The 23,187-nt window shown below is 62.4% G+C and carries 21 protein-coding genes and 2 pseudogenes; 12 read left to right on the top strand and 11 right to left on the bottom strand.

What is annotated here, in order from left to right; all coding sequences use genetic code 11:
• Nucleotides 1–869 precede the first annotated feature (869 nt).
• A complete protein-coding gene (locus HNE04_RS23345) occupies nucleotides 870–1,796 on the bottom strand; it encodes a LysR substrate-binding domain-containing protein (protein WP_172224773.1) in 927 nt (308 codons plus the stop codon).
• A gap of 98 nt (nucleotides 1,797–1,894) precedes the next feature.
• On the opposite strand from HNE04_RS23345, the pseudogene HNE04_RS23340 reads away from it, so the two are divergent.
• The 11 genes and pseudogenes from HNE04_RS23340 to HNE04_RS23295 all read left to right on the top strand — a co-directional run.
• A pseudogene (locus tag HNE04_RS23340) lies at nucleotides 1,895–2,314 on the top strand (allantoinase); the annotation flags it as partial.
• Between the two features lie 26 nt (nucleotides 2,315–2,340).
• Nucleotides 2,341–3,414: an S-methyl thiohydantoin desulfurase domain-containing protein gene (locus HNE04_RS23335; protein WP_172224770.1), complete on the top strand. Its 1,074-nt coding sequence runs from the start codon at nucleotides 2,341–2,343 to the stop codon at nucleotides 3,412–3,414.
• Between the two features lie 10 nt (nucleotides 3,415–3,424).
• Nucleotides 3,425–4,027 carry a glutathione S-transferase family protein gene (locus HNE04_RS23330; RefSeq protein WP_172224767.1) on the top strand — a complete coding sequence of 201 codons (603 nt, stop codon included), beginning with the start codon at nucleotides 3,425–3,427 and terminating at the stop codon, nucleotides 4,025–4,027.
• 29 nt (nucleotides 4,028–4,056) lie between these two features.
• The gene (locus tag HNE04_RS23325) at nucleotides 4,057–5,034 is read left to right on the top strand and encodes a Bug family tripartite tricarboxylate transporter substrate binding protein (protein WP_172224764.1); all 978 of its coding nucleotides are present in this window, start codon (nucleotides 4,057–4,059) and stop codon (nucleotides 5,032–5,034) included.
• Entirely contained in the window at nucleotides 5,031–7,367 is a 2,337-nt protein-coding gene (locus HNE04_RS23320) for a molybdopterin-dependent oxidoreductase (protein WP_328700401.1), read from the top strand. The genes HNE04_RS23325 and HNE04_RS23320 overlap by 4 nt, the downstream gene beginning before the upstream one ends.
• Nucleotides 7,360–7,592 (top strand): annotated as a pseudogene (locus tag HNE04_RS28615) (CoA transferase); the annotation flags it as partial. The gene HNE04_RS23320 and the pseudogene HNE04_RS28615, both read left to right, overlap by 8 nt.
• On the top strand, nucleotides 7,526–7,843 hold the full coding sequence (locus tag HNE04_RS28210; protein WP_328700400.1) for a CoA transferase: 318 nt from the start codon (nucleotides 7,526–7,528) through the stop codon (nucleotides 7,841–7,843). The pseudogene HNE04_RS28615 and the gene HNE04_RS28210, both read left to right, overlap by 67 nt.
• Nucleotides 7,840–8,424, top strand: coding sequence for a cysteine dioxygenase family protein (locus tag HNE04_RS23310; RefSeq protein WP_172224761.1), 585 nt, complete (start codon nucleotides 7,840–7,842; stop codon nucleotides 8,422–8,424). Before HNE04_RS28210 ends, HNE04_RS23310 begins: the two co-directional genes overlap by 4 nt.
• Nucleotides 8,414–9,175, top strand: coding sequence for an enoyl-CoA hydratase/isomerase family protein (locus HNE04_RS23305; RefSeq protein WP_172224758.1), 762 nt, complete (start codon nucleotides 8,414–8,416; stop codon nucleotides 9,173–9,175). The genes HNE04_RS23310 and HNE04_RS23305 overlap by 11 nt, the downstream gene beginning before the upstream one ends.
• Before the next feature lie 31 nt (nucleotides 9,176–9,206).
• On the top strand, nucleotides 9,207–10,184 hold the full coding sequence (locus HNE04_RS23300) for a tripartite tricarboxylate transporter substrate binding protein (protein WP_172224755.1): 978 nt from the start codon (nucleotides 9,207–9,209) through the stop codon (nucleotides 10,182–10,184).
• A 7-nt stretch (nucleotides 10,185–10,191) separates the two neighbouring features.
• Nucleotides 10,192–12,522, top strand: a complete 2,331-nt coding sequence (locus HNE04_RS23295) for a molybdopterin-dependent oxidoreductase (protein WP_172224752.1) — start codon at nucleotides 10,192–10,194, stop codon at nucleotides 12,520–12,522.
• A 371-nt stretch (nucleotides 12,523–12,893) separates the two neighbouring features.
• Here HNE04_RS23295 and HNE04_RS23290 read toward each other — a convergent pair whose 3' ends face one another.
• The 10 genes from HNE04_RS23290 to trxA all read right to left on the bottom strand — a co-directional run bounded on the left by HNE04_RS23290 (nucleotide 12,894) and on the right by trxA (nucleotide 21,477).
• Nucleotides 12,894–13,199: a hypothetical protein gene (locus HNE04_RS23290; protein ID WP_172224749.1), complete on the bottom strand. Its 306-nt coding sequence runs from the start codon at nucleotides 13,197–13,199 to the stop codon at nucleotides 12,894–12,896.
• Between the two features lie 246 nt (nucleotides 13,200–13,445).
• Nucleotides 13,446–14,081, bottom strand: coding sequence for an isocitrate lyase/phosphoenolpyruvate mutase family protein (locus HNE04_RS23285; RefSeq protein WP_172224746.1), 636 nt, complete (start codon nucleotides 14,079–14,081; stop codon nucleotides 13,446–13,448).
• A gap of 397 nt (nucleotides 14,082–14,478) precedes the next feature.
• The gene (locus HNE04_RS23280) at nucleotides 14,479–15,267 is read right to left on the bottom strand and encodes an SMODS domain-containing nucleotidyltransferase (RefSeq protein ID WP_172224744.1); all 789 of its coding nucleotides are present in this window, start codon (nucleotides 15,265–15,267) and stop codon (nucleotides 14,479–14,481) included.
• Nucleotides 15,268–15,295: 28 nt separating this feature from the next.
• On the bottom strand, nucleotides 15,296–16,738 hold the full coding sequence (locus HNE04_RS23275) for an SMODS domain-containing nucleotidyltransferase (protein ID WP_172224741.1): 1,443 nt from the start codon (nucleotides 16,736–16,738) through the stop codon (nucleotides 15,296–15,298).
• Nucleotides 16,735–17,658, bottom strand: coding sequence for an S-4TM family putative pore-forming effector (locus tag HNE04_RS23270; protein WP_172224738.1), 924 nt, complete (start codon nucleotides 17,656–17,658; stop codon nucleotides 16,735–16,737). The genes HNE04_RS23275 and HNE04_RS23270 overlap by 4 nt, the downstream gene beginning before the upstream one ends.
• A gap of 65 nt (nucleotides 17,659–17,723) precedes the next feature.
• Nucleotides 17,724–17,981, bottom strand: a complete 258-nt coding sequence (locus HNE04_RS23265; protein ID WP_172224735.1) for a hypothetical protein — start codon at nucleotides 17,979–17,981, stop codon at nucleotides 17,724–17,726.
• An 801-nt stretch (nucleotides 17,982–18,782) separates the two neighbouring features.
• On the bottom strand, nucleotides 18,783–19,136 hold the full coding sequence (locus HNE04_RS23260) for a UBP-type zinc finger domain-containing protein (protein ID WP_172224732.1): 354 nt from the start codon (nucleotides 19,134–19,136) through the stop codon (nucleotides 18,783–18,785).
• A 102-nt stretch (nucleotides 19,137–19,238) separates the two neighbouring features.
• A complete protein-coding gene (locus HNE04_RS23255; protein ID WP_328700399.1) occupies nucleotides 19,239–20,315 on the bottom strand; it encodes a PA0069 family radical SAM protein in 1,077 nt (358 codons plus the stop codon).
• 29 nt (nucleotides 20,316–20,344) lie between these two features.
• The gene (locus HNE04_RS23250; RefSeq protein ID WP_235965337.1) at nucleotides 20,345–20,878 is read right to left on the bottom strand and encodes a DNA-3-methyladenine glycosylase I; all 534 of its coding nucleotides are present in this window, start codon (nucleotides 20,876–20,878) and stop codon (nucleotides 20,345–20,347) included.
• Between the two features lie 257 nt (nucleotides 20,879–21,135).
• Nucleotides 21,136–21,477: a thioredoxin TrxA gene (trxA, locus tag HNE04_RS23245; protein ID WP_172224798.1), complete on the bottom strand. Its 342-nt coding sequence runs from the start codon at nucleotides 21,475–21,477 to the stop codon at nucleotides 21,136–21,138.
• A gap of 336 nt (nucleotides 21,478–21,813) precedes the next feature.
• On the opposite strand from trxA, the gene HNE04_RS23240 reads away from it, so the two are divergent.
• The gene (locus HNE04_RS23240) at nucleotides 21,814–23,187 is read left to right on the top strand and encodes a dihydroorotase (protein WP_172224726.1); all 1,374 of its coding nucleotides are present in this window, start codon (nucleotides 21,814–21,816) and stop codon (nucleotides 23,185–23,187) included.

Genomic DNA, 23,187 nt, shown 5'->3' with positions numbered 1-23,187 from the left:
CCCTCCGGCGTAACCCGCGCCTTGAACGCCCGCATCTGATAGCGCCCGGCGGACAAGTTCGAGCTCCGTGGAGTTCCGTCGCTGCGGATGGAATCCATGCGTTCGCCTGTAACGGTGGAAAGGTCTCCATCAGGGAATCGGCGTGCCGTGCCTCGTCATGTTGGGCTTGGTGAACCGAGTCGGCGATACCTGCTTCATGGGATCCCAGCACTTCACTTGGCACAGATCACGCTCCGGTTCGAGGCGTCTTCTGCTGTCCGTTGATGGAGTGAACTTCCCGCGCGCAGATGAAGTCGAATTCCACAGCCCCGCACCCGCACCCGCACCCGCACCCGCATCCGCAGCACGTGCCACGTGGCGGTCATGACTGCGAGTCCATCGGTAAGTTCGCGGCGGCATCGCACGGGGATAGCAGCGGGGGTAACGTGAGCATGGCGCATGCTACAAGCAACATCTGATCTGGATTGTGGATAATTTGGTTCACCGCCATCGGAAAAACCGATCGATGCGTCTGCACGAACTTGCGCTTGCACCTGCGGAAAGTAGAAGTTTTGCTCGAGCTTGCATGCGCCGAGGCCGTGAGGAGTGCGCTGTCCGCCCGGGCATGGATTCGCGCTGTCTCTCGCATCTGGCGATCAAGGACGCCCTGGACGCAGGCTGGCTCGCTCAGCTCGCCCCGGGGCTTGTCGCTCTCTCATGCAGCGCACGCACCTGAACGCCGGCGCCAACAGCCTGTCGCCGCCGAGGGCTTCCCCCCACTCCCTACAGCGCTGATCTCAGTGCAGCCGATTTCGCCGGATCCGTCAGCTCGCAGAGAAGAGCGTTGAGGAGCCCACAACCGCAGCCGCACGGTCCCGTGTGGGGAGCAGTCACTTGGCGGTTGCTGTCCGTGACCGTAGCGCCGTTGCGCGCGCTGGGTGCATGCTGCGGAGAATCGAGACGAAGTCCTGTGCTGGACGTGAGAGCGGCTTGTACAGGGGATAGAACACCTGAACTGGCGTCTGCACGTTCGGCAAGAGTGGCAACATGGTCAGGTTGCTCCAATTGCGACCAAGTAGTGTCTGTTCATCCGCCAGGGCGATGCCGAGACCAGCGTCGGCTAGCTCGCATGCGACGTGGATTTGCTCAACTTCCACGCGTGCTGTAGGTGCGCTGTCGAGGCCGGCAAACAGTTCGCGGATCAATTGCCCGAAGGGAATGTCGGTCGAATAACCAACAAACGGTTCATTCGCAAGATCAGTGAGACGGATCGCCTTCGCTTTGGCTAGAGAGTGGCCGCTCGGCACCGCCGCGAGTACGCGATTCTCATACAGTAGGTCTGCGGCTAAGGCGGGATGGCCCGCGGGCATGTAGGCGATTCCGAGCTCCGAGCGATGGGCAAACAGATCCTGCATGAGGTCCTGCGGAGCCTTCGAGTGCAGGATGACCCGCACCTCCGGATGCTTGCGCAAAAACAGGCTTGTCGCGCGGGGCAGGAGCGACTGGCTCAGATTCGGTGTGCAGGCTACCCGCAGGACCGCTGAACGGTTGGCCAGCAGGTCCTCGGCGACCTGATTGATGCGCTGCACCCCGCTGTACACCACATCCACTTCGCCGAACAGCCGCTCCGCTTCCGGCGTTGGGTACAACCGACCCTTGATGCGCTCAAAGAGCCGAAAGCCGAGCCGCTGCTCGGTGTGGGAAACCAAGCGGCTGATAGCGGGCTGTGAGACGTGCAGCGCCTTCGCCGCGCCGCTCACGGAGCGCGCCAACATGATGGCCCGGAAGACTTCGATCTGCCTCAAGTTGATGGACATAACATCATGTTAATGGCGACGGCAAAACAAGTATAGGACATTGTGGGCGCGCCTCCCTAGACTGCAGAGGACCTGAGCAGAAGATTCAAGGAAGTCCGATGAGCGATTTCGACTTGGTGATCCGCGGTGACGTCGTGGAAGCCCACGGCATCCAGCTGGATGGGTGGATCGGTGTGCGCGATGGAAAGGTGGTCGCGCGCGGTAGCGGCGGCCAGACTGGTGCACCGTCGGCGCGCGAGAGGATCGATGCGCGCGGCATGTGGGTGCTGCCCAGCGTCGTCGACGGCCAGGTGCACTCCGGCAGCCAGGCCGACCAGGAGGGTCTGGGATGGGCTTCGCGGGCCGCCGCCGCCGGCGGGGTAACGGTGATGGTCGATATACCGTACGACGACCCGGAGCCGGTCGCATCACGCGCCCAGCTGAGCGCCAAGATCGCCCAGGTGGAAAGGGATTGCCACGTCGAATATGCCGATGCCGGCTACGAGGAAGCCATGCAAACACGTGCAGCGGCGGGTCTGGGCATTCCTGAGATGGATGCGCGGTGATGGGCACCCGACTGTCGAAAGAAGACGTATGGCCCGCCGTCCTGGGCGGAGTCGTCCTGTCCGCAGGGGGCATCGGCAGGGAAAGGGCCCTGCGTGATCGCAGTTTCGGCGAAATGGCCATGGCCCATGGCTCGCTTGAAGTCGTCGCCGCCTCAGCGCTCAAGGGGGATGACGAGATCCTCGTGGCCACGGGCGTCGGCGCCCCTGGGCAAGGCGGTCATCTTCCAAACGCGGGGCATTCCGTTCTTGCGGCGCGGCAACTTGTAGAAGCCGCCCACGCTCGGCCACTCGGCGTCATCCCAGGCCATGTCCCAGGCCTGTATGCATGGGCGATGGCGGCGGCCTTGGGCGTGCCACTGCTCGATGCGGCGTGCAACGGTCGCGGCCACCCGACCGTCAAAATGGGAAGCCTCGGACTGGCTTCGCGTCCCGACGTGCAGCTCTACCAGAGCGGGGTGGGGGACAAGGTTGGCATCACCGTGCATGGCAACACCGTGATCACCTCCGCGCTGATGCGTGCCGCTTCGGTTCAGAACGGTGGCCTCATCATGGCCTGCCGCGGTCCCCTGCCCGCTTCACTTGTGATCGAGGCGGGCGCGCTTGGAGCCATCAGCTATCAGTTGGCGCTTGGGCGCGCCATCATCGATGCCGGAGCTTCAGCCTGCGTCGTGATCGAGGCGGTGCTCGATCAAACGCGTGGACGCATCCTCGCAGAAGGCGAGGTGATCTCCAACACCGTCGAATATCGCGAAGGCTTCGACGTCGGCCAAGTGGCGGTGCGTTCCGCTTCAGGGTCAAGGGTCGCCCTGGGAGTGTGCAACGAATACATGTTCGCGGAGGCCGAAGGTATCCGTGTGGCCACCTTCCCGGACCTGCTGGCGACGCTAGATCCGATGACGGGCGGGGTACTCGCGATCCGGGAACTGCAGCCCGGCGCCCCCGTGGTTGTCATCGCCACCAGCAAACGCAACCTACCGCTCGGATCGGGCATCTTCGATCCCGCCGTGTACCCCGACGTCGAGGCCGCGATGGGCGCTGAGCTGGCGAAGTACGCCCTCGATCCGAACGCCTGAGGAGAAGTGCATGGACATTTACGATAGCCGGCTCTCCGGCAACGGGTGGAAGGTGCGCCTGCTGCTGAGTCAGCTAGGGCTCCCCTACCGCCGGCATATCCTGAACCTGGCTGACGGGGATGCGCGCAAGCGCGAGTTCATCCAGCTGAACCCTCTGGCGCGCGTCCCAGTGCTGGTCGCCGACGACGGCTTCGTGCTGACCGAATCGAATGCGATCCTGCTCTATCTTGCAGAGGGTTCGCGTCTTCTACCCCGGACGGCTCCGGATCGCCAGCGTGTGACGGAGTGGCTGTTCTTCGAGCAGTTCGATCACCTGCGCTTCATGGCTCGCCCGCGGTACCTCGTGTCCATCGCGAAGGTGGCGGACAAGCATCGCGAAGAACTCGACTACCTGCGCGGTTTCGGGACGAAGGCGTTGGATGCAATGGAGCGTCGACTTGCACAGAGCAAATTCATTGCAGGGGACGTCTACACGATCGCCGACATCTCGCTGTTCCCCTACACAAGCATGGCGGAAATGGGTGGCTACAGCCTTGCCGCCTATCCGGCCGTTCGCGTCTGGTTGGCTGAGGTGGAACGACAGCACCGCTTTATTCCCTTGATTTCGCAATAACGACGCCTGCGCGCGTCACTGGAGATATCTTGAAAATTCTTCGCGTCCTCCTCGCGGGCCTCACGACTGGCCTGCTCCTCTCCGGCGCGGCGGCTGCCCAGGGCACCGCCGACTACCCTTCCCGATCTATTCGTATGGTAGTGCCGTTCCCGCCAGGCGGAGCGATCGATACCCTGGCACGCAAGGTGGCAGATGATCTGCGCAAACGCCTCAACGCCACCATCATCGTGGACAACAAGCCCGGGGCAGGCACCATTTTGGGGACCGACGTGGTCGCCAAATCGCCGCCCGACGGCTACACGCTCCTTCTGAACGCCCCCGGAGGGATCGAGCAGCTTCCGTGGATGCAGAAGCTGCCCTATGACCCGATGAAGGACCTGCAGCCCGTGAGCATCGCGGCGCTCGTGCCCGTGGCGCTGATCGTTCCCAGTACCTCGCCAGCGAAGAGTTTTGCTGAATTCGTCGAGTTCAGCAGGGCCAACCGAGGCAAGATGAGCTTTGCGAGTCTGGGCAACGGGAGCACGGCCCACATCTTCGGCGAAACGCTGAACGCGAAGTTGAATGCTGGTGCGGTCCACGTTGCCTACAAAGGGGACGCGCCGGCCATGCTGGACTTGGTGGGCGGTCAGATTCACTACATGTTCAACAACGTGGCCTCCAGCATCGCGTTCCAGGACCGCGGCAGCGTGCGCGTATTGGCCGTCACTGGTCGCCAACGCATCCCTGCCCTGGCCAATGCGCCGACTTTCTCCGAGTTGGGCATGACCGAATTCGACCTGCTCGGTTGGTTCGCGTTCTTCATGCCGGCGGGCACGCCGCGCCCGATCGTAGAAAGGTTGAATGCCGCGTTGCGCGAGACGTACAAGACGAAGGAATACACCGACTACCTCACCAGCGCCGGGCTGTCGACCTCGGATGTCGGCGTGGCTCAATTCACAAGGCAGGTCCGCGACGAGCACGAGAAGTGGGGCCGCCTGGTCAAGAGCCACAACATCAGGATCGAGTGAGCTCAGAGATGCGTGGATATACCTCGTCGCACTGGGGAATCTACGAGATCCACGGCGACGCTTCGTCGACGCGGTTGCGACCGCTGGCCAGCGACCCCGATCCCTCACCCATCGGCGCGGGGATGCTGCAGGCGTACCGGGACGGTCCTCGCGTGCTCCGGCCGGCCATTCGTAGGAGTGTGGCTCGCCATGGACCGGGCGCGGCCCCCGAGCTGCGCGGCCGCGAACCCTTCGTGGAAGTTGGCTGGGAGGAGGCTCTGGAACTCACGGCGAGCATGCTGCGAGATACTATGGCGCGCAGCGGCAACGAAGCGATATTTGGTGGATCGTACGGCTGGGCGAGCGCGGGGCGGTTCCACCACGCTCAAAGCCAAGTCCACCGTTTTCTCAATTGCATCGGCGGATACGTACGCAGCGTCGACACGTACAGCCTTGGCGCGGGGCGCGTACTGATGCCCCGCGTCGTCGCGCCCATGGATGCGCTGATGCAGCAGCATACGAGCTGGGACGTGCTCGCCAAGCATACCCAACTGTTCGTTGCGTTCGGCGGCGTGCCCGCCCGCAATGCGCAGATTCACGCCGGCGGCAGCGGCCGGCACGCCGTCGCTGAGGGCCTGCGTGCGATGGCGGCGGCCGGCGTGAAGTTCATCAACATCAGCCCGGTACGGGATGATCTGGAGACTGGTGGCCCGGTGGAGTGGATCCCAGTGCGGCCGCACTCCGACACCGCACTCATGCTCGGCATCGCCCATACGCTGGCCGTCGAAGGTCGCCACGACCGCACCTTCCTGCAGCGCTACTGCGTCGGCTACGAGCGATTCGAAGCCTACCTTCTGGGCCGCAGCGACGGGCAGCCGAAGACGGCCGCGTGGGCGGAGCAACTCACCGGGGTGCCGGCGCATCGTATCGCTCGCCTAGCCCACCAGATTACGAGCCGGCGGACGATGCTGAACGCGGCATGGTCGCTGCAGCGCGCCCACCACGGTGAGCAGCCCTTCTGGATGCTGGTCACGCTGGCCGCGATGGTCGGTCAAATCGGCCTGCCTGGAGCGGGGTTCGGCGTGGGCTATGGAGCGAGCGGGATGATGGGACTTGACGGAGTGAAGATCGTCGGACCCACGATGCCTCAGGGTCGCAACCCCGTCGCGGCGTTCATCCCGGTGGCTCGCATCACCGACATGCTCGAACGCCCTGGCGAAGCATTCGCCTACGACGGCGGCGAATATCGCTATCCTCGCGTCGAACTGATCTATTGGGCGGGGGGCAACCCCTTCCACCATCACCAGGACCTGCCGCGGTTGGCCGCCGCGTGGCGACATGTCCCGCAGGTGGTGACACACGAGCAGTTCTGGACCGCCTCGGCCCGAATGTCGGATGTGGTGCTGCCCGCCACCTGCACGCTAGAGCGAGAGGACATCGGCTTCGCCACCCGCGATCGTTTCCTGGTCGCCATGGTGCCGGCGATGGAGCCACGTGGCGAGGCGCGCGACGATCACATCATCTTTCGCAGCTTGGCTGCGCGCCTAGGCGCTGAGCAGGCTTTTACCGAAGGCTTGCAGCCGCAAGAGTGGATGCGCCGCATGTACGACGGCTGCCGGGATCGCGCCCATGCGTCCGGCGTGGACTTGCCGGACTACGATGCCTTCCGCGCGCAAGGATTAGTGGATCTAGGCTCGCATGCTGCACCGGTGGTCATGCTCGAGGCCTTCCGGTCCGATCCGTCCGGCGCCGCCCTGGCCACACCTTCGGGTCTCATTGAGATCTACAGCGAGAACCTGGCGGGATTCGGGTTGGCCGATTGCCCCGGGCACGCGTGTTGGTTGGAGCCGCGTGAATGGTTAGGCAACACGACTGCAACCTACCCGCTCCACCTGCTGTCAGACCAACCGCGCGACAAGCTGCACAGCCAACTGGATGACTCCGCCTTGAGCCGCGAAAAGAAGGTACGTGGCCGCGAGCCGATCATGATCTCTGAAGTCGACGCGAAACCCCGTGGAATTCGCACCGGCGATCTTGTGCGCATATGGAACGCCCGGGGCGCCTGTCTTGCCGGCGCCATAGTGAGCACTGGGATCGCGCCGGGCGTGATCAAGCTCTCCACCGGTGCCTGGTTCGATCCCGCGTCATGGGATGAGCCCAACTTCGACAAGCACGGCAACCCCAATGTGCTTACGGCCGACGAGCCGGCGTCCTCGCTGTCTCAGGGCTGCGCAGCGCAAACCTGCCTGGTGCAGATCGAACGCTTCGATGAAGCCGAACCCGTCGTCACCGCATTCCGCCCGCCCGCAGGGGTGAGCTCTATATCCGAATCGCAACCATCACATGATGAATGAAGTGAATACAGTCCAGCGCGCGCAGGCGCTTCCCCTCGCCGGCGTCAAAGTCATCGAGTTCTGCGCCGTAGCGGCCGACCCTTTGGCGGCATGCTGCTGGCCGACATGGGCGCCGACGTCGTGAAGGTCGAACCGCCTGAAGGGGATTCGCTGCGACAGTGGCCGCCGATCTACGAGGGCTTCAGCGAGAACTTCGCGTCCTTGAATCGGAACAAGCGCTCTGTGGCGAGACCTTTCGTAGCCTGGGCGTACCCCATGCACGCATCAACGACTACGCACGCGCCCTCACAGACCCCCAGGTTGCTCACATGGGCTGGATTCAGCACTTGGACTTGCCGAGCGGTCGAGGTACACGCACGTTTGCATCCCCCCTGCGGGTGGATGGAGAGGGGTTCGCCGTGCGCAAGGGACCGCCCGCCCTGGGTGAACACACCGAAGCGATACGGGCAGAGCTCATCTCCGAGGGCCCCAGATGACCAATAGGCTGCTGCAATACGTTGCGGGCATTTCGCGCCTCGTCTCGGACTCGGCCATTCCGATCCAGACTTTGCTTGAGCGGGCCATCGAACTCAAGGGCGCGCTCGTGCGAGTCGACGACTGGCTCCCTGATGCGTTCGCACAACCGGGGCCGGAGTTCTATCGCCAGCACCTGCTGTACGGCGACCCCTTAAACCGATTCTCCGTAGTGAGCTTCGTCTGGGGTCCAGGTCAATCCACACCCATCCACGACCACACAGTGTGGGGTGTGGTGGGGATGCTGCGAGGCGCAGAGTACAGCCAGGCGTATCGGCTCGGGCCGCAGGCGCCGGTACCGCGGGGTGACGAGGAGAGGTTGGAGGTGGGTGAAGCGTTCAGCCTCTCACCCAACCGTGGCGACATCCATCGCGTGCGCAATACGTTCGCGGATCGCGTGTCCATCAGCATCCACACCTACGGGGGGAACATCGGCCGCATCGAGCGCAGTGTTTTCTCCGCCGATAGCCCGAAGGTGAGGCCCTTCGTCTCCGGCTATGCCAACGCGCTCGTGCCGAATCTATGGGCCATCCATGACAACTGAAGCCGAAGTCCTGGTGCACTCTGCCGCTGGGGTCACCTCCATCGCGCTGCACCGGCCAGAAAAGGGCAACAGTCTGAACGCAACGATCGTCGAAGCGCTCGCCGCCGCTGTACGGTCCTGCTACCACGGTGGTACTAGGCTGCTCGCGCTCCAAGGTTCGGGTCGGCATTTCCGCACGGGCTTCGACCTGTCCCGCCTCGACGATGAGACGGACGACACCCTGCTCGCGCGGTTCATCCGTGTGGAACTGCTGCTGCAGGACATCCGGTTCGCGCCCTTCACCACGGTCGCGATCGCCTCCGGCGGCGCCCTGGGCGCGGGGGCGGACCTGTTCTGTGCATGCGAGCAATGTTGGGGGCACGAGAACGCATCCTTCGCCTTCCCCGGCGCCGGGTTCGGGCTGGTCTTGGGCTCGTCGCGGCTGGCCCATACGGTGGGCGCCGCAACGGCTCGTGCATGGATCCGCGCCGGCACGACCATCGACGCGGCGTCGGCCTTGCGCGCCGGCCTCGCCACGCGCGCATTGGACGCTGGAGAACCCGAGGCGGCGCTCGCGGACCTCGCCACGCAGTCACAGCGCCTGGCGCCAGAGACCCAGAAGGCGGTCCACCACGCGACGGCCAAGGCGGACGAGGCCAGCCGCGCACATGATCTGCGCGAGCTGGTGCTCTCGGCCAGCAGCGCAGGCCTGAAGGCGCGTATCGCTGCCTACCGCGCAGGTCTGAGGCTGGACCCGCAAACCCGCCATTGATTCGGTCCGTACCGACGAGAAGATACCCTCAATGTTCAAGCGCTGCGCCCTTCGGCTGCCTGCCACCGTGCTGGCCGTTTGCCTTGTTTCCCTTTGCACGGCCGCCGTCGGCCAGGAAGGCCCCTACCCGGCCCGTCCGATCACTCTGATCGTACCCTTTCCTCCGGGTGGGGCGGCGGACGGCCACCTGCGAACAACGGCGGAGCTGCTGTCCAAGCAGCTCGGCCAGAGCGTAGTGGTGGTGAATCGGCCGGGCGCTTCCGGCACGCTAGGCCCCACCACCATGGCTAGGAGTGCCAAGCCCGACGGTTACACCATCTCGCAGATGGCGACTTCGGCCTACCGTCTGCCTTTCACGCAGAAGGTGGACTGGGATCCGCTGAAGGATTTCACCTTCATCGTCAACGTGGCCGACGTTCCCTACGGCGTGCTGGTGCACGCGGATTCGCCTTGGAATTCGCTTGCCGACGTGGTGAGGTACGCGCGAGAGAACCCTGGCAAGGTAACGTTCGGCACGTCGGGCCAGATCACCGTTCCGCACTTAGCGATGGAGGAGCTGGGCCTGAAGACCGGGGCGAAGATGACCCTCGTCCCCTTCAAAGGATACGCCGAGGGTGTCACGGCGCTCGTTGGGAAACACATCGATGTTTTGATCGAATCCCCCAGCTGGGAACAGATGGTCGCGACGAAGCGGCTCAAGTTGCTGGCCCTGACGGGGAACCAGCGATCCCTCGAGTGGCCGGATGTCCCGACGCTGAAGGAGCTGTATGGGGTGGTCGGCGTCGGCCCGTACGGGATCGTGGGGCCGCGTGGCATGGATCCCAAGCTAGTGAAGACGCTGCACGATGCCTTCCGGACCGCGATGGACGACCCAGCATACAAGGCGTCGATGGAGAAGTTCCGCCAGCAGAGCGCCTACCTCAACTCCCAGGACTATCACGACTGGGCGGTCCGCTACTCGGCAGAGCAGAAGGCGCTGCTCGAAAAGCTCGGATTCCTCGCCAGGTAGATAAAAGATGGCCGGCCCAGTCCCCCACAGTTCCCACTGGGGCGCGTTCTCCGCCGAAGCGGTCAATGGACGTGTAACGCGAATCATCCCCTTCGAAGGCGATCCCTCGCCCTCGCCGCTTCTGCGCAACTTCGAAGGGGAAGGACTGCATCGTGCCCGAGTCACTGCACCGGCCGTGCGTAGAGGATGGCTGGAGGCCCGAGGGCGGGGCACGGCTCACCGTAGCCTGCGAGGGACCGACGACTATGTAGAGGTCCCATGGGATGAGGCTTTATCGCTGGTCGCCGACGAGCTGCGTCGAGTGTATGGCGAGTACGGTGCCTCGGCCGTCTACGGGAGCTCCTACGGCTGGGCCAGTGCGGGTCGATTCCACCATGCCCAAAGCCAAGTGCATCGATTCCTGAACACACTGGGCGGCTACATAGGCTCCGTCAACACCTACAGCCAGGGGGCGTCGGCGGTGGTGTTTCCCCACGTGCTGGGCATCACCGTCAACGACCTGCTGCAGCAATCGACCTCCTGGGATACCATTGCCGCCCACACAAAGCTGTTCCTGGCGTTTGGTGGAATACCCCTGAAGAACGCGGCGGTGTGCGCAGGAGGAACGGGCGAACATCTGATCGAACGTCAGCTGCGAGCGGCCTACGCAGCGGGAACCCGGTTCGTGCTGGTGAGTCCTCAAAGATCCGACCTGCCGGACTGGCTGGAGCCGGAATGGCTGCCGATCGAGCCCGGCACCGACGCTGCCTTGATGCTGGCCCTGGCGCATGTCCTGGACGCCGAGCGACTCGCAGATCGCGACTTCTTAGCACGTTATTGTGTCGGCGCCGAGGAGTGGCTTGCCTACGTCCGTGGCGCGACCGACGGCATAGCAAAATCGCCGCAGTGGGCGGCCTCCATTACTGGGATTGCGGCGAGCCGTATCGTGAGCTTGGCCCGCCGACTCGCCAGTCATCGCAGTTTGATCACCACTTCGTGGTCACTGCAGCGCAGTTGGCACGGCGAGCAACCCATATGGGCCTCCATCGCCTTGGCCGCTCTTTTGGGCCAGATCGGCTTGCCTGGGGGGGGCGTCGGGCACGGCTACGGCATGACCGCCTCCACCGGCCAGAGGTTCGTCGCGAAGATGCCTACGATGGACCAGGGACGCAATCCAGTGATCGACTACATCCCGGTCGCGCGTGTCGCCGACATGCTGCTACGCCCGGGCGCCACGTACGAGTACAACGGCTGCCGCTTGCAGTATCCGCAGATCCGCATGGTCTACTGGTGTGGCGGCAACCCCTTCCACCATCACCAGGACCTTGTCCGCCTGCGCACCGCATTCGCACAACCCGAAACGATTGTCGTGCACGAACCATACTGGACGGCCACCGCGCGGCATGCGGACATCGTTTTGCCGGCGACGACCACGTTGGAGCGAAACGACATTGGGTGCTCAGGTAACGCACGCCACGTCTTCGCGATGAAGCAGGTGATCGCGCCGGTCGGCGGCGCACGCAGTGACTTCGACATCTTCTCGGCACTGGCGCAGAGGTTTGGTGTGGCCGATACATTCTGCGAGGGCCGCAACGAGATGGCGTGGCTCGAGCTGCTCTATGAGCAGTGGCGCGCGAAGCTACCTTCTGAGTTCGGTGACATCCTGCCGTTCAAGCGGTTCTGGGAAGCAGGGGTGATCGAGCTACCGGCCGCTCCTCAAGGGCGGCGCCAAGTGTTGCTCGCGGCGTTTCGTGAGGACCCAGAACGGCAACCCCTGAACACACCGAGCGGGCGAATCGAGATCACATCCCAAGTCGTGAAGGGATTCAAGTACCCGGAGTGCCCTGGCCATGCGGTGTGGAATGAGCCGAGTGAATGGCATGGCGCACCCCTGGCCAAGCGCTACCCCTTGATGCTGATCGCCAACAATCCGCAGACGCGACTACACAGCCAGTTGGATGCGGGTCCGTATAGCGCCGGCAGCAAGATCCAAGGCAGAGAGCCGTTGCGGATGCACCCCGAGGACGCCGGCGCGCGTGGCCTGAACACGGGAGATGTCGTTCGGGTTTTCAATGACCGCGGCTCCCTCCTGGCGGGTGTCTGCCTGAGCGACGACCTGAAGCCTGGCGTAATGCAGATTGCCACGGGAGCTTGGCTCGACCTCCAACGGATTCCTGGGGGAGCCCTCGCGTGCGTGCACGGAAATCCTAATGTGCTGACCCAAGACCAGGGCACCTCCCCTCTCGCCCAGGGCTGCATTGGCCAGCTATCCCTAGTGGAGGTAGAGCCGTTCGGGGGCAAGCCGCCAGCACTCACGTGCTGGGACTCCGGCGCGGGAACTGCTTCGCAACCACACTGACCTTCGTTCCAGCTTGCCAGCGCGCACTCCTCTCCTGCGAACCGCGAGTACGCATCCCGAGGTGAGAGAAAACGATAAGGCTGCCAAGACAAGGATGCGGGCGCGGCGTTCGCCTTGACCGTGCGCTGCGTAGCCCCAACCACGAGATCCTGGTCGCGCGAATCGCGAAAACTGGACGATTTTGGCTGCGATCAGCGTCGAGTTGCTTCCCGATAGTACTGCGGCGCTTCGGGACGATCGAACATGCCATAGTCACGAACGACCCTGATCGCCCTGCAACGCACCCCCCTCCTCCAGCCGAGCGTTCTCGACGAAATGGAGTGCGCTGCTCGAGTCTTCCCAAGTGGTCAGCGCGATCACATCTCCAGGCGTCAACACAGCGTCGAAGCAGCGCCAGGCACCAATCCCGCTGCGCCGGGATCCGCCTCAAGCCATTGGGCAACCCGATCGGAGTCGTTACTCGTGACCCACTCTGCGTCGCGTTTTCCATCGAGGAGTACGACGGTCGTGCCTTCACCGGTCACAGTCTCGTCGAGACGTTGCTCGCGGATCACATGTCCCGCGGGAACGTGTGTATCCGAGGTGATCTGCCCGATGCGCAAATGATAGTCGCGCAGGATCTCTTGCCTTCCCCTCTCCTGCGCGCCGTGATGCGTCGCGTGGGTTCGCCATCGCACCAGGGCCTTCTCGTCTCGCCGGCCAGGTCTAGCACATCCACCTCAATGTTCGAATTGCTCCCGCGCAATGCACTCAGATACCCGTCGGCGATGGCGCTGCTCTGTGAGTCCTAACGGGGTGAAGCCTTGATGTAGAGGATGGTGGTCACGATTTGAGCTTCATGGGAAAGCGTTGAGTGCGGAATTTGGGTTAGAGGACAGCCAGGTACACCCCTAACGCACGGGGTACATATAGGGGGCGCGCGACTAGGTGCCCATGAGCATGATTGCCCCATCCGCGACATAACGGCAGAAGTTTGCAAAGGGCATGGCGGCCTCTTCCCGCCAGGTGCTTTCACCCCATGTAAAGACCACGTCTCCCAGCGACAAGGTGATCTCCGCGGTCCTCGGCCGAACAAGCCCGAGCGGCCCTTCGCCAATCCGATACTCCACCGCGCCCACGATGGTTGCTTGCAGTACGGCGGGTGCACCGACGCTGAACCTGAAGAATGAGTCGAGCTCCCCACCGTTTGCGGGGTGTTCAAAGTTGAACCGACCTTGATCGGAGATCGAGCGGGCCGCGCGCATGAATCCGCCCCAAGCACTACTACGCTCAAGCGTGTCGCTCACACTGATGCGGCGCACTCCAAGCGCCTCGAACTCACTGACGGTCAAGACCGTCTCTTCATTCGCAAGTACGTTCAAAGGCGTGGGATGTACTTCCCTCACGAGCAGCGAAACTTCCTCGCGCGTCGCGACGCCAGGTGCGTACAGAACATCGGCGCTGGCCCTAGCGTAGGCCTTCAGCCGCAGGATGGTGTCGGCCAAGTCAAGGCGTCCCGTCCAGAAGTTTTCTGCTCGACCCACGAGCAGAGGCGCATCCTGTCCCAGTTCATCGAGCACGGCTCTTGCGATCACGACGCACACGTCGGGGAGCAAGCATGGGCAAGCAGAACCCCTTCGGCGCATGACCGCCGAGACGCTGCGGATAAGGTTCATCCAGCCCGGGGGCCGGATCAGGGAACCCGCTGAAGGTTCATTCGATTCGAATGGTGTGCGCGCGAATCAGTCGCCCCCATTTATCATGCTCCTCCTGGACTTGGCGAGTGAACTGATCTGCGCTCACTTCCTGCTGGCGACGTAGAAGACACGGTGGCCACTACAGAGGCGCAAACCTTCAGAGGGCGGATTGCCCAAGGCCTGCGCGCGCTCGCATTGAAGCTAGAGCACTGAGGACCTGATACATGATGGCCTTCGGCCGGCCGGACCTAGCTGCGTGGTGCAAATCTCGGCGCCCGGCTCAATTGACCCCGAAAAAGTCGTCGAGCACCTTTTCTGCTGCCTTGATGTCGCCTGCCTTCTCGAGCTCCAACGCCTTGCTCAAGCGCGCTTTTCCGAGCTGCAGGCGTTTGACGCGCCACTTTTCATCGAGTTCGTCCTCCGGCAGGTTCAGCATCAGGGTGCGGAAGTAGTCACGAAGATTGGAATCGAAGGAATACGAACCCTCAACGGCGAGAGTCTCCAGTCGATAACTACTGAATACGTGGTTGTTCTCCACGTTCCAGACTTTGGCCAGCCGAATCGCCGCCTTCAACTTGTGATGACACTCACCGTTGCGCGCGACTAGCTTCTCTTCGAAGCCACGAGGGTTCGTCGCCACCCAATCAGTCGCACTGCTGTTCGGAATTCGAAAGTCGTGGAAGAAGCGAATCAGCGTGTATTGAGCTGGCACCAACTCAAAGGTGACCGCACTCATCTCGATGACGACGGCGGGCGAGGATTGATACACCACGTTCCTCGGATACTCCTCCTCAGCGAACCTAACCAGCTTCTGAATGAGCGTCTTCGGCTTGAAGCTGCGGTCTGCGAAAGCCACCAAGTAATCGACGTCGGTGGTGTCGGAGAACACTTTCGGCAAGCTCGTGCCTCGAATGGTGGAGCCGAACTTGAAATGTTCGACGACCTCGTCGCCGAAGTACATCTTGATTCGCGACGCCAGCTTATCGACTGCTTGCGTCACCTTCTTCTTTTCACCGGGCCAGTGCAGAGCATCGCCGGCTAGCGACTGCAGGTACGACAGGACCGACATACTCCGACTTCGTTGTAGCTGGGCACCGCTACTCGATGACGACGTAGAACGGATCGGACTGGCCGGTCAAGCGGCCGTCTGCCTTGCGCACCAGGAAAGCCTCGACAAAGTGCACTCCTCGGTACGAAAGGTACTCGGCTCGGCTCATCGGAGTGTCAGCGTCGCTCTTGTAGAAATCGCCGCGCAGCGCATCGGCCTGATAGGCGACCTTGTCCGTGTTCGTGACCCGCCACCAGACCGTGTAGTCGTTGGTCGGGAAGGGAGTACCTACGGAGGATGAGGCGTTGAATCGAATCCAACGTTCCGGAGCGAGCGGCTGACCAGAGCTGACCGGAATCACCGGGTCCAGCAGCTGTGCCGAAACCTTCACCGCGAGGCTGGTCTTGGCGGCGCGCCACTTCGGCCTCTCCACGTGGGGGAGCCGTCGCAATCTCGCTGGAATCACATGCGTGCCTGCGTGCTTAACCCAGTCCACCAGGTCTTTGAAGTGCCCGGCCACGACGACGGCCCCGGAGGACTTGGCCACCGCGTCCACGGCCTCACTGATGCGCGAAGCGGCCTCCTTGGTCTCGCCCGGTGCGAAATCGTCACCGAAGACCCGACGCCACTTGCCGATGGACTCGTCGCGGTCCTCTTCTTCGTAGGCGTCGTCGACCCACCCACGGTACAGGTTCACCTTGTCGCGGAAGTTCGAGTACTGAATCTCGTCCCACACAGAGCTCTGGACCTCTGAGTACAGGACGGGGTTCCTCACCTCCGGCAGCGTCGGGTTGGCCTGGAGCCAGTCGTCCAGCCGGCCCAACAAGGTCTTGAGCGCCGTGGGTGTATCCGCAAAGGCGTCAGCGCCCTTGTCGGAATCGCTGATGCGGTAGCCAAGCAAGGTGGTCAGAAGGAACGACGGGCAGGTGAAGTTGCCCTTGATGTCGCGCATGTATTTCAGAAGGCGCGTGACCTTGCGCAGGTCATTGCCGCCCGCAATGGAGTTCTTCTGCACGACCCAGTCGGTGTACGCCTTCGGCGCGCTGACCTCAAACTCGTTCGAGTTCCGGTTGCAGACTTCGTCCCGGTCCTTGAAGATTCGCCCGCGAACCACCGGAGCGATGTCCATGCGACGTTCGCCGGCGTACTCGATGGTGACGCAGTGCGAGTAGCGCCGCAGCTTGTCCTTGTAGGTGCTGCTCGCCTCGAGCGCCGAGTACAGCTTGTTGACGTAGTCCTTGGCCTCCCAGCCCTCCACCGGCTCGACGAAGGCAAGCAAGTCGGCGTCAAACTCCTTGTCGGGCAGGGGTTTGATGATGGTCTTATGCGCCCAGGAGCCCTGAGGCGCGAACTCGATGATTTTGGGCTTCCAGTCGCTCTCCCGGATAACCTTCTTGACCGCCTCGATGCTGTCAATGAGCTGGTCGACACGGGTCTGGTTGAGGTTGACCTGGTCATCGAGGAACTTCTTGAAGTGCTCCAATAGCTTCATGCGGGTTCCTTTGCTGCCAGGGCCGCTTTGGCTTCGTTCACCAGCGCGCGCGCTGCGTGATGCGCTTCGTCTTCGTTCTTGTCTCGCAGCAGCGTGTAGACCCAATCGAACAACAACGGGGCACTCGCACGGTGTTGGTAAATGGCGTCTTGGAGCTGCCGCGAGCGCGACTCCATCTCCTTTGCGCTGACCCCGGAGATAGCGTCTGCCCAAATCTTTTGGAACTCGCTTTGCAGCCGGTCGAGCGACGTGGCCGTGTCCAGCTGCTTGCGGTTCTCGCGAAGGGCCCAGGCCAACACAGGTGTGAATGGCACCGCGAAGCCCATGACAAGCTCAGAGAGCTTCGAATCCTTGGCGAAGGCGATGAGAAACAACACGCCGCCGACAATCGCCGTGAGGCTCAAGAGCCAGCCACCATATTGCCGCCGCAGCCGCTGGTCGTAGTTGATGTTTGTCCGTTGGCAGACAAGTCGCCCGAAATGCAGCGGCACCTCACCGACAGCACTCTCGTACCAGGACGCAATCTGCTCCTCGCGCTTCGAGGAAAGCAGCTTCTTCGAAGCTTCTCGGACATCTTCGGGCAGCACCTTCTCCCCTGCTACGAACCTGTTCCACGGGAGCCTCAGCACCTTGGTGTCGAACTCCTCCGCCATCTTTGCCGCTCGCTTGATACTGTCTTTCTGCTTGCGCTGCAGCAACACAACGTCGATGAATAGGAGCGCCAGGCCTGCAAGTGCGAAGTACGGCTTTGCCTCATCCCATTTCCCGAAAAAAGCTCCAAGCACAGGCAAGGCGATAGACGCGAGGACGAACGCGCCCAGTGCCCACTTGGCCGTCTTGTACGTGTTCTGGCGGGCACGCGCCAACTTGACTAGGTCTGGCGTGGCTTGGTTTACGGGGATGTTGTTCGTTGCTTCCAATGAATGCCTCCTCCCTGCGCAGCGCACGGCTGCGCAGACTGTTGCCCTCTAGGCGAACGGTCTCGTCAGGTCTTCTTGAAGCGCTTGTCGAGGAACGCGTCTAGGTCGACTCGCTTGAATGGCGTGCGCCCGGGGTGTGGCTCCAGCGCGTCGGCTACCACCGTTCGGTTCGGATTGCTAACCTCAAAGCCGCGAGACTGGAGGTAGTCGTCGATGTAGTACTCGACTTCGTAGCTCTCCGTCATAGCCACGTAGATGCGGTCAATCTTGCCGCGGTACTTCTTGTTGTCATGCGACGACCAGTCGCCCTTTGTTTCAGCCATTTTTTGGCCCTCCTTTGCTGAGCACTATACTGTTTACTTCCACAGACTTCTGTGCAAAAAACGTGGAGACACAGCAGAGGACAACGGAAAGTTCGCAATTTGCCCCGGCTGGATAAAACGGGGAGTCGGCCCGACGTCGAACGGCTACTTTCGCGCTGCTTGCCGAGGCGCTGCCGCGGCGCGCCGCTCCTCGTGTTGTGGTGAAGCCGAAAGAAGCTTCATCGGCGCTGCGCCGACACCTAAAGCTCTCTCCACGACGACTTCGGAGCCTTTGGCCTTCAGCACCCCCTTCAGTGCTCCAAAGTCATCGCACCATCGCTGCTCCGCAGGGATGTCGCCAGACCCATCCCAATTGGCGTCCAAGGCCACCGTCCTCACCTGCAGCCGCTCCATCCCAGCGCCGGCCGCAATCTCGACTCCATAGCCGGTACTCGCGGGATTGCGCACGACCAGTCGGCCTCCAGCGCTCGTCGCCGTCGATAGCTCCTCATGGACTTGGTAGCCCAGTTGCTGAAGGCCATCGAGCACCGCCCTGCGGCATGCCCTGCCTGCAGCTCTTCCAGTCTCTTCTCGGCAGCATTGAGCGCCACCTGGAGTTCGGACGCAGAGCCGTGAGCAGCGACCTGGAGCGCCTTTGCCGCTTCAGCAGCCTCTTGGTCGCGACCAAACTCGGCTGCGAGAAGAGCGGCTTGCCGCCGTAGCTTCACGAGCGCGATAACGTCCTCCTTGGCCTTCTTGAGCGCAATGAGAAGGGAATCGTACGCGGCGCTTGTGCCAGCTGAACGGTAGGCCGGACGGCATTCAGTCGTTCAGGTAAGCCTTCCAGTTGGCAGGCACACGGCCTTTCGGACCCGGGACAGGCTGGTCCAAGGGGTGGGACTGTGGGTCAGCCAGTTTGAGCCCAAAGAAGGCCTTCTCCCGCTTGTAATCCCAGCACCAGTCCTCGCCCGGCTCGAAGGTTCTCATGATGAAGTGGCCGGTCTCATGAAAATGCTTCGTTGCGTGCTGGTTCGGTGAGGTGTCGCAGCACCCGATGTGCCCACACTTGGCGCACCGGCGCAAGTGCAACCACCACTGGCCTGCGGCAAGGCACTCCGCACAGCCTGTTCCGCTGGGGAGAGCCTCCAGGTCTACGCCTTCAAATATGTCCACCATGTCTTCTCCGTACTGTCGGTAGCTAGCTCACATGCCACTGACATGGGAGTCTAAGGATTTCGGTCATCACGGCGCCTCCGAACGTAGCCATGCGCGGCGATGTCAGAACAACTCTGTCTGGCCGCTTCGGTCACGAGGCGGTCTGAACTGGCTTGTGTCGCCCTGCGCCGCCGCCAAGCCCCAACGCGCCAGACCGAGCTTCTTGCAGGCAAGCTGGAAGCGCTGTTGCAAGAGATTGGCGATGACCCCGGTTCCCGTCATCCGAGTACCGAACGAGGAGTCATAGTCCTTGCCATCGCGCAGCTGATTGACCAGGCTCATCACGTGCTTGGCGCGTTGAGGAAAGTGCGCCTCCAGCCATTCCACGAACAGGTCGCGAACTTCAAGCGGCAGCCGGAGGACGACCATGCTGGCGTGCGTTGCACCTGATGTTGCGGCCGCCTCAAGAATGCTCTCCATTTCCATGTCATTGATGGCCGGAATCATGGGCGAGCTGTAAATGCTGACTGGAATTCCCTCTCTGGATAGCTCGCGAATTGCCTCCAGCCGCTTTGCCGGCGCATTCGCGCGCGGGTCCATCTTGCGACCCAGCTCGTTGTCCAACGTCGCGATAGACATGTGGACACGCAGCAAGCCTTTAGCCGCCATGGGGGCGAGCAGGTCAATATCACGCACGATGAGCGCCGACTTGGTCGTGACGGCGACTGGCGCATTGCATTCAGCGAGGACTTCCAGTACCTGACGAGTGATACCCAGCTTCCGGTCAATCGGTTGATACGGGTCCGTCGAGGCGCCCAACGCGATGAGACCCGGCTGGTACTTCTTGCTGGCTAGCTCCTTGCGGAGCAGCTCCGCAGCGTTGGCCTTCACGAAAATCTTGGTCTCGAAGTCAATGCCAGGGGAGAGTCCGAGATAGGCGTGCGTCGGCCTAGCGAAGCAGTAGATGCAGCCGTGCTCGCAGCCCTGATAGGGGTTAATCGACTGGTCAAAGCCAAGGTCCGGCGACGAGTTCCTGCTGATGATGGACTTCGCCTCTCGAAGCGTGACCATCGTCCGTAGCCTGGGTTCTTCCCCTTCCGCTTCCTCTTCGAACGATTCGACGTTCTCTTTGGACCGCGACCAGGAGTTAAAACGTGATGGCACATTCGAGCCGGCACCTCGCCCCTTGACGAAGTTCACCGGGCGAATGAGTGGGTCTACGTCCACAGCTACCCTCCTCTGGTGCCGCTTCGCTTAGACCGCCCGGTGTGTCCCCAAATGCCAGAAGTCCCTCGGCGGTGGCTGTCCAAAAGATGTGTATCCACAATGCCGACGGCCTCCATGAGCGCGAACATCGTCGTAGGACCTACGAAAGCAAATCCGCGCTTGCGCAGGGCCTTGCTCAATCCGAGAGACTCGGGGGACGAGGTCGGTATGTCTGCCAGGGTGCGCGGCTCTGGTGTGCGTTCAGGTTTAAATGACCAGATGAAGTCCGCCAGCCCGCCATCCTTGCGCAGCGCAATCGTGGCCGCTGCGTTGCCAATAGTCGCAAGAATCTTCGGTCGGTTTCGAATGATGCTTGCATCCGCCGTGAGGCGCTCAACGTCTCGGTCTGAGAACCGAGCTACCTTGTCCGGGTCGAAGTGTTTGAAGGCTGAGCGGAAGGCTTCTCGCTTACGCAGAATGGTGACCCACGATAGCCCGGACTGGAAGGCCTCAAGACTGAGTCTCTCGAAGAGGCCTCGCTCATCCCTGATGGGCATTCCCCACTCTGTGTCGTAGTAGGCACGAAGCAGCGGGTCTTGGGTCGCCCAAGGCGGTCGCATCAATCCGTCTTCACCGCTGACGGCTCCGACCTGACTCGATGGTGCACGGACAGCAGACCTCGCCGCCCGAGCAGCTTTCTTAGGCGAGCTCACACTCGTCGCTTTGTCTACAGGTTTCATCGGTGCCAAAGGAAGAGAGGGCGCCATGCTACGCGCCTTCGTCGATGAACCCCGAGCCAGCCGTGGTTGCGACCTTAGTGCTGGGGTGCCAGATGCTGGTCGATGAATGCAGAGAATTGCGCCTTGCTCATTGCGCCGACCTTCGTCGCCGCCAGCTGACCATCCTTGAACAGCATGAAGGTGGGAATCCCTCGAATTCCGAACTTCGCCGGGACATCAGGGTTCTCGTCCACATTCATCTTGGCCACCTGCAGCTTGTCCTTGTAGACCGCAGCCAAGTCATCGAGTATCGGAGCGGTGGCAACGCATGGCCCGCACCACTCCGCCCAGTAGTCGACGAGCACCGGGGTGCCGGCCTTCAGTACATCGCTCTCGAAGGATGCGTCCGAGATGTTCTTGATTAGTGCATCTGCCATGACAGTCCAAGATTGGTTGATTGGGTGGGCAGTGTAGTCGTCGTCGTGCGGACCTGGCGGCACCCTGCGCAGAACCCACAACGAGATTGCGCCATCCCATTCATCTGGCGCATTGCACTCATTCATCTATTCACCTGACGCATCGAGCTTCGCTCGCTCTCCGCCGGACCTAGCTCACCATCAAGTCGGTGCAGGCGTCTCACCTTGTCGGATAGGGGGGCGCGCCGGGTAAAGTGGTTAACAGCATGTTATGCATGATGGCAAAACAAGCATGTGACATGCTGCCCTTTCGTTCCTAGACTGCGTCCATCAGCAGTAAAAAGACTAGGAGCTTGCGTGAGCGATTTCGACTTGGTTGTCCGCGGCAACATCGTCGGCCCCGATGCCGTGACGCAAGACGGATGGATTGCCATCCGCGATGGCAGCGTCGCGGCCCGCGGCCGCAGTAGCGAAACGAGTCCCCCCGCTGGGCGCGAAACCGTGGACGCCAGGGGAATGTGGGTGCTGCCTGGCGTCGTTGACGGCCAGGTCCACTCCGGCAGCCAGGCCAATCAGGAAGGATTGGGCTGGGCATCTCGAGCAGCCGCGGCCGGCGGCGTCACCGTCATGGTGGACATGCCATACGACGACCCGGAGCCGGTGGCATCGCGACCGCAGTTGGACGCGAAGATTGCCGAGGTCGAGCGGGACTGCCATGTAGACGTGGCGCTGTACGGCACGCTTAACGACAAGCACGGGCTGCAGGCAGCCGCCGGCCTCATTGAAGGGGGCGTGTGTGCGTTCAAGTTCTCCACGTTCGAGGCCACGCCAGGCCGTTTTCCTCGCGTGGAGGAGGACGTCCTCTATGAGGCGTTCCGCCTCATCGGACCGTCCGGCCTTGCGTGCGGCGTGCACAACCAGATGCAGGAACTCACCCGCAAGAACGTGAACCGCATGATTGAAGCGGGAGACACCGGCTGGGACGCATTCATGCGGGCGCACACGCCACTCATCGAGAACCTGGCGACTGCACTGATTTACGAAATCGGGGCCGAGACGGGGGCCCGAGCACACGCCGTCCACGTGTCGACCTCCCGTGGATTCGAGATATGCAACATGTTCCGCAGCGCGGGCCATAAGGCCAGCATCGAGACCTGCGTGCAGTATCTGATGCTCAATCATGAAGAGCACACACGCCGGTTCGGGGCGAAAACCAAGCACTTCCCGCCCATCCGGCCGAAGTCGGAAGTCGACTTGCTCTGGACCCATATCGCCAAGAACGAGTGCACTTTCGTCTCCTCTGACCACGTGAGCTGGGGCTTGGAGCGCAAGCAGAACCCCAACGTCTTCAAGAACTCCTCGGGCGGACCTGGTCTCGAAACGCTGCTGCCGGCTTTCTGGACCGGGTGCGAGCAACATGGCGTCGCTCCTGAGATGGTCGCGCGCCAACTGTGCCTGGGGCCCGCCAAGCACTTCCTCCTCCACGACCGCAAGGGTCACCTGGATGTCGGCGCTGACGCGGACCTCGTGCTGCTCAAGCCGGAGCGCTACGCATTCGACCCCTCGACCAGCCTGAGCGCTGTGAAGTGGAGCTCGTTTGAAGGCATGGAGATGACGGTGAAAGTGGAAGCTACCTGGTGCAGAGGTGCCCTCGCGTACCAAGCGGGCTCCGGCATCAAGAACAAGGCTGGGTGGGGGACTTTCCTGCGGCCGACGTCACAGATCGCGTAG

Source organism: Caenimonas soli (assembly GCF_013155545.1).
GTDB lineage: Bacteria > Pseudomonadota > Gammaproteobacteria > Burkholderiales > Burkholderiaceae_C > Ramlibacter > Ramlibacter soli.
Note: the sequence above shows the minus strand (reverse complement) of the source record. Positions and strands in the feature narration are given on the sequence as shown.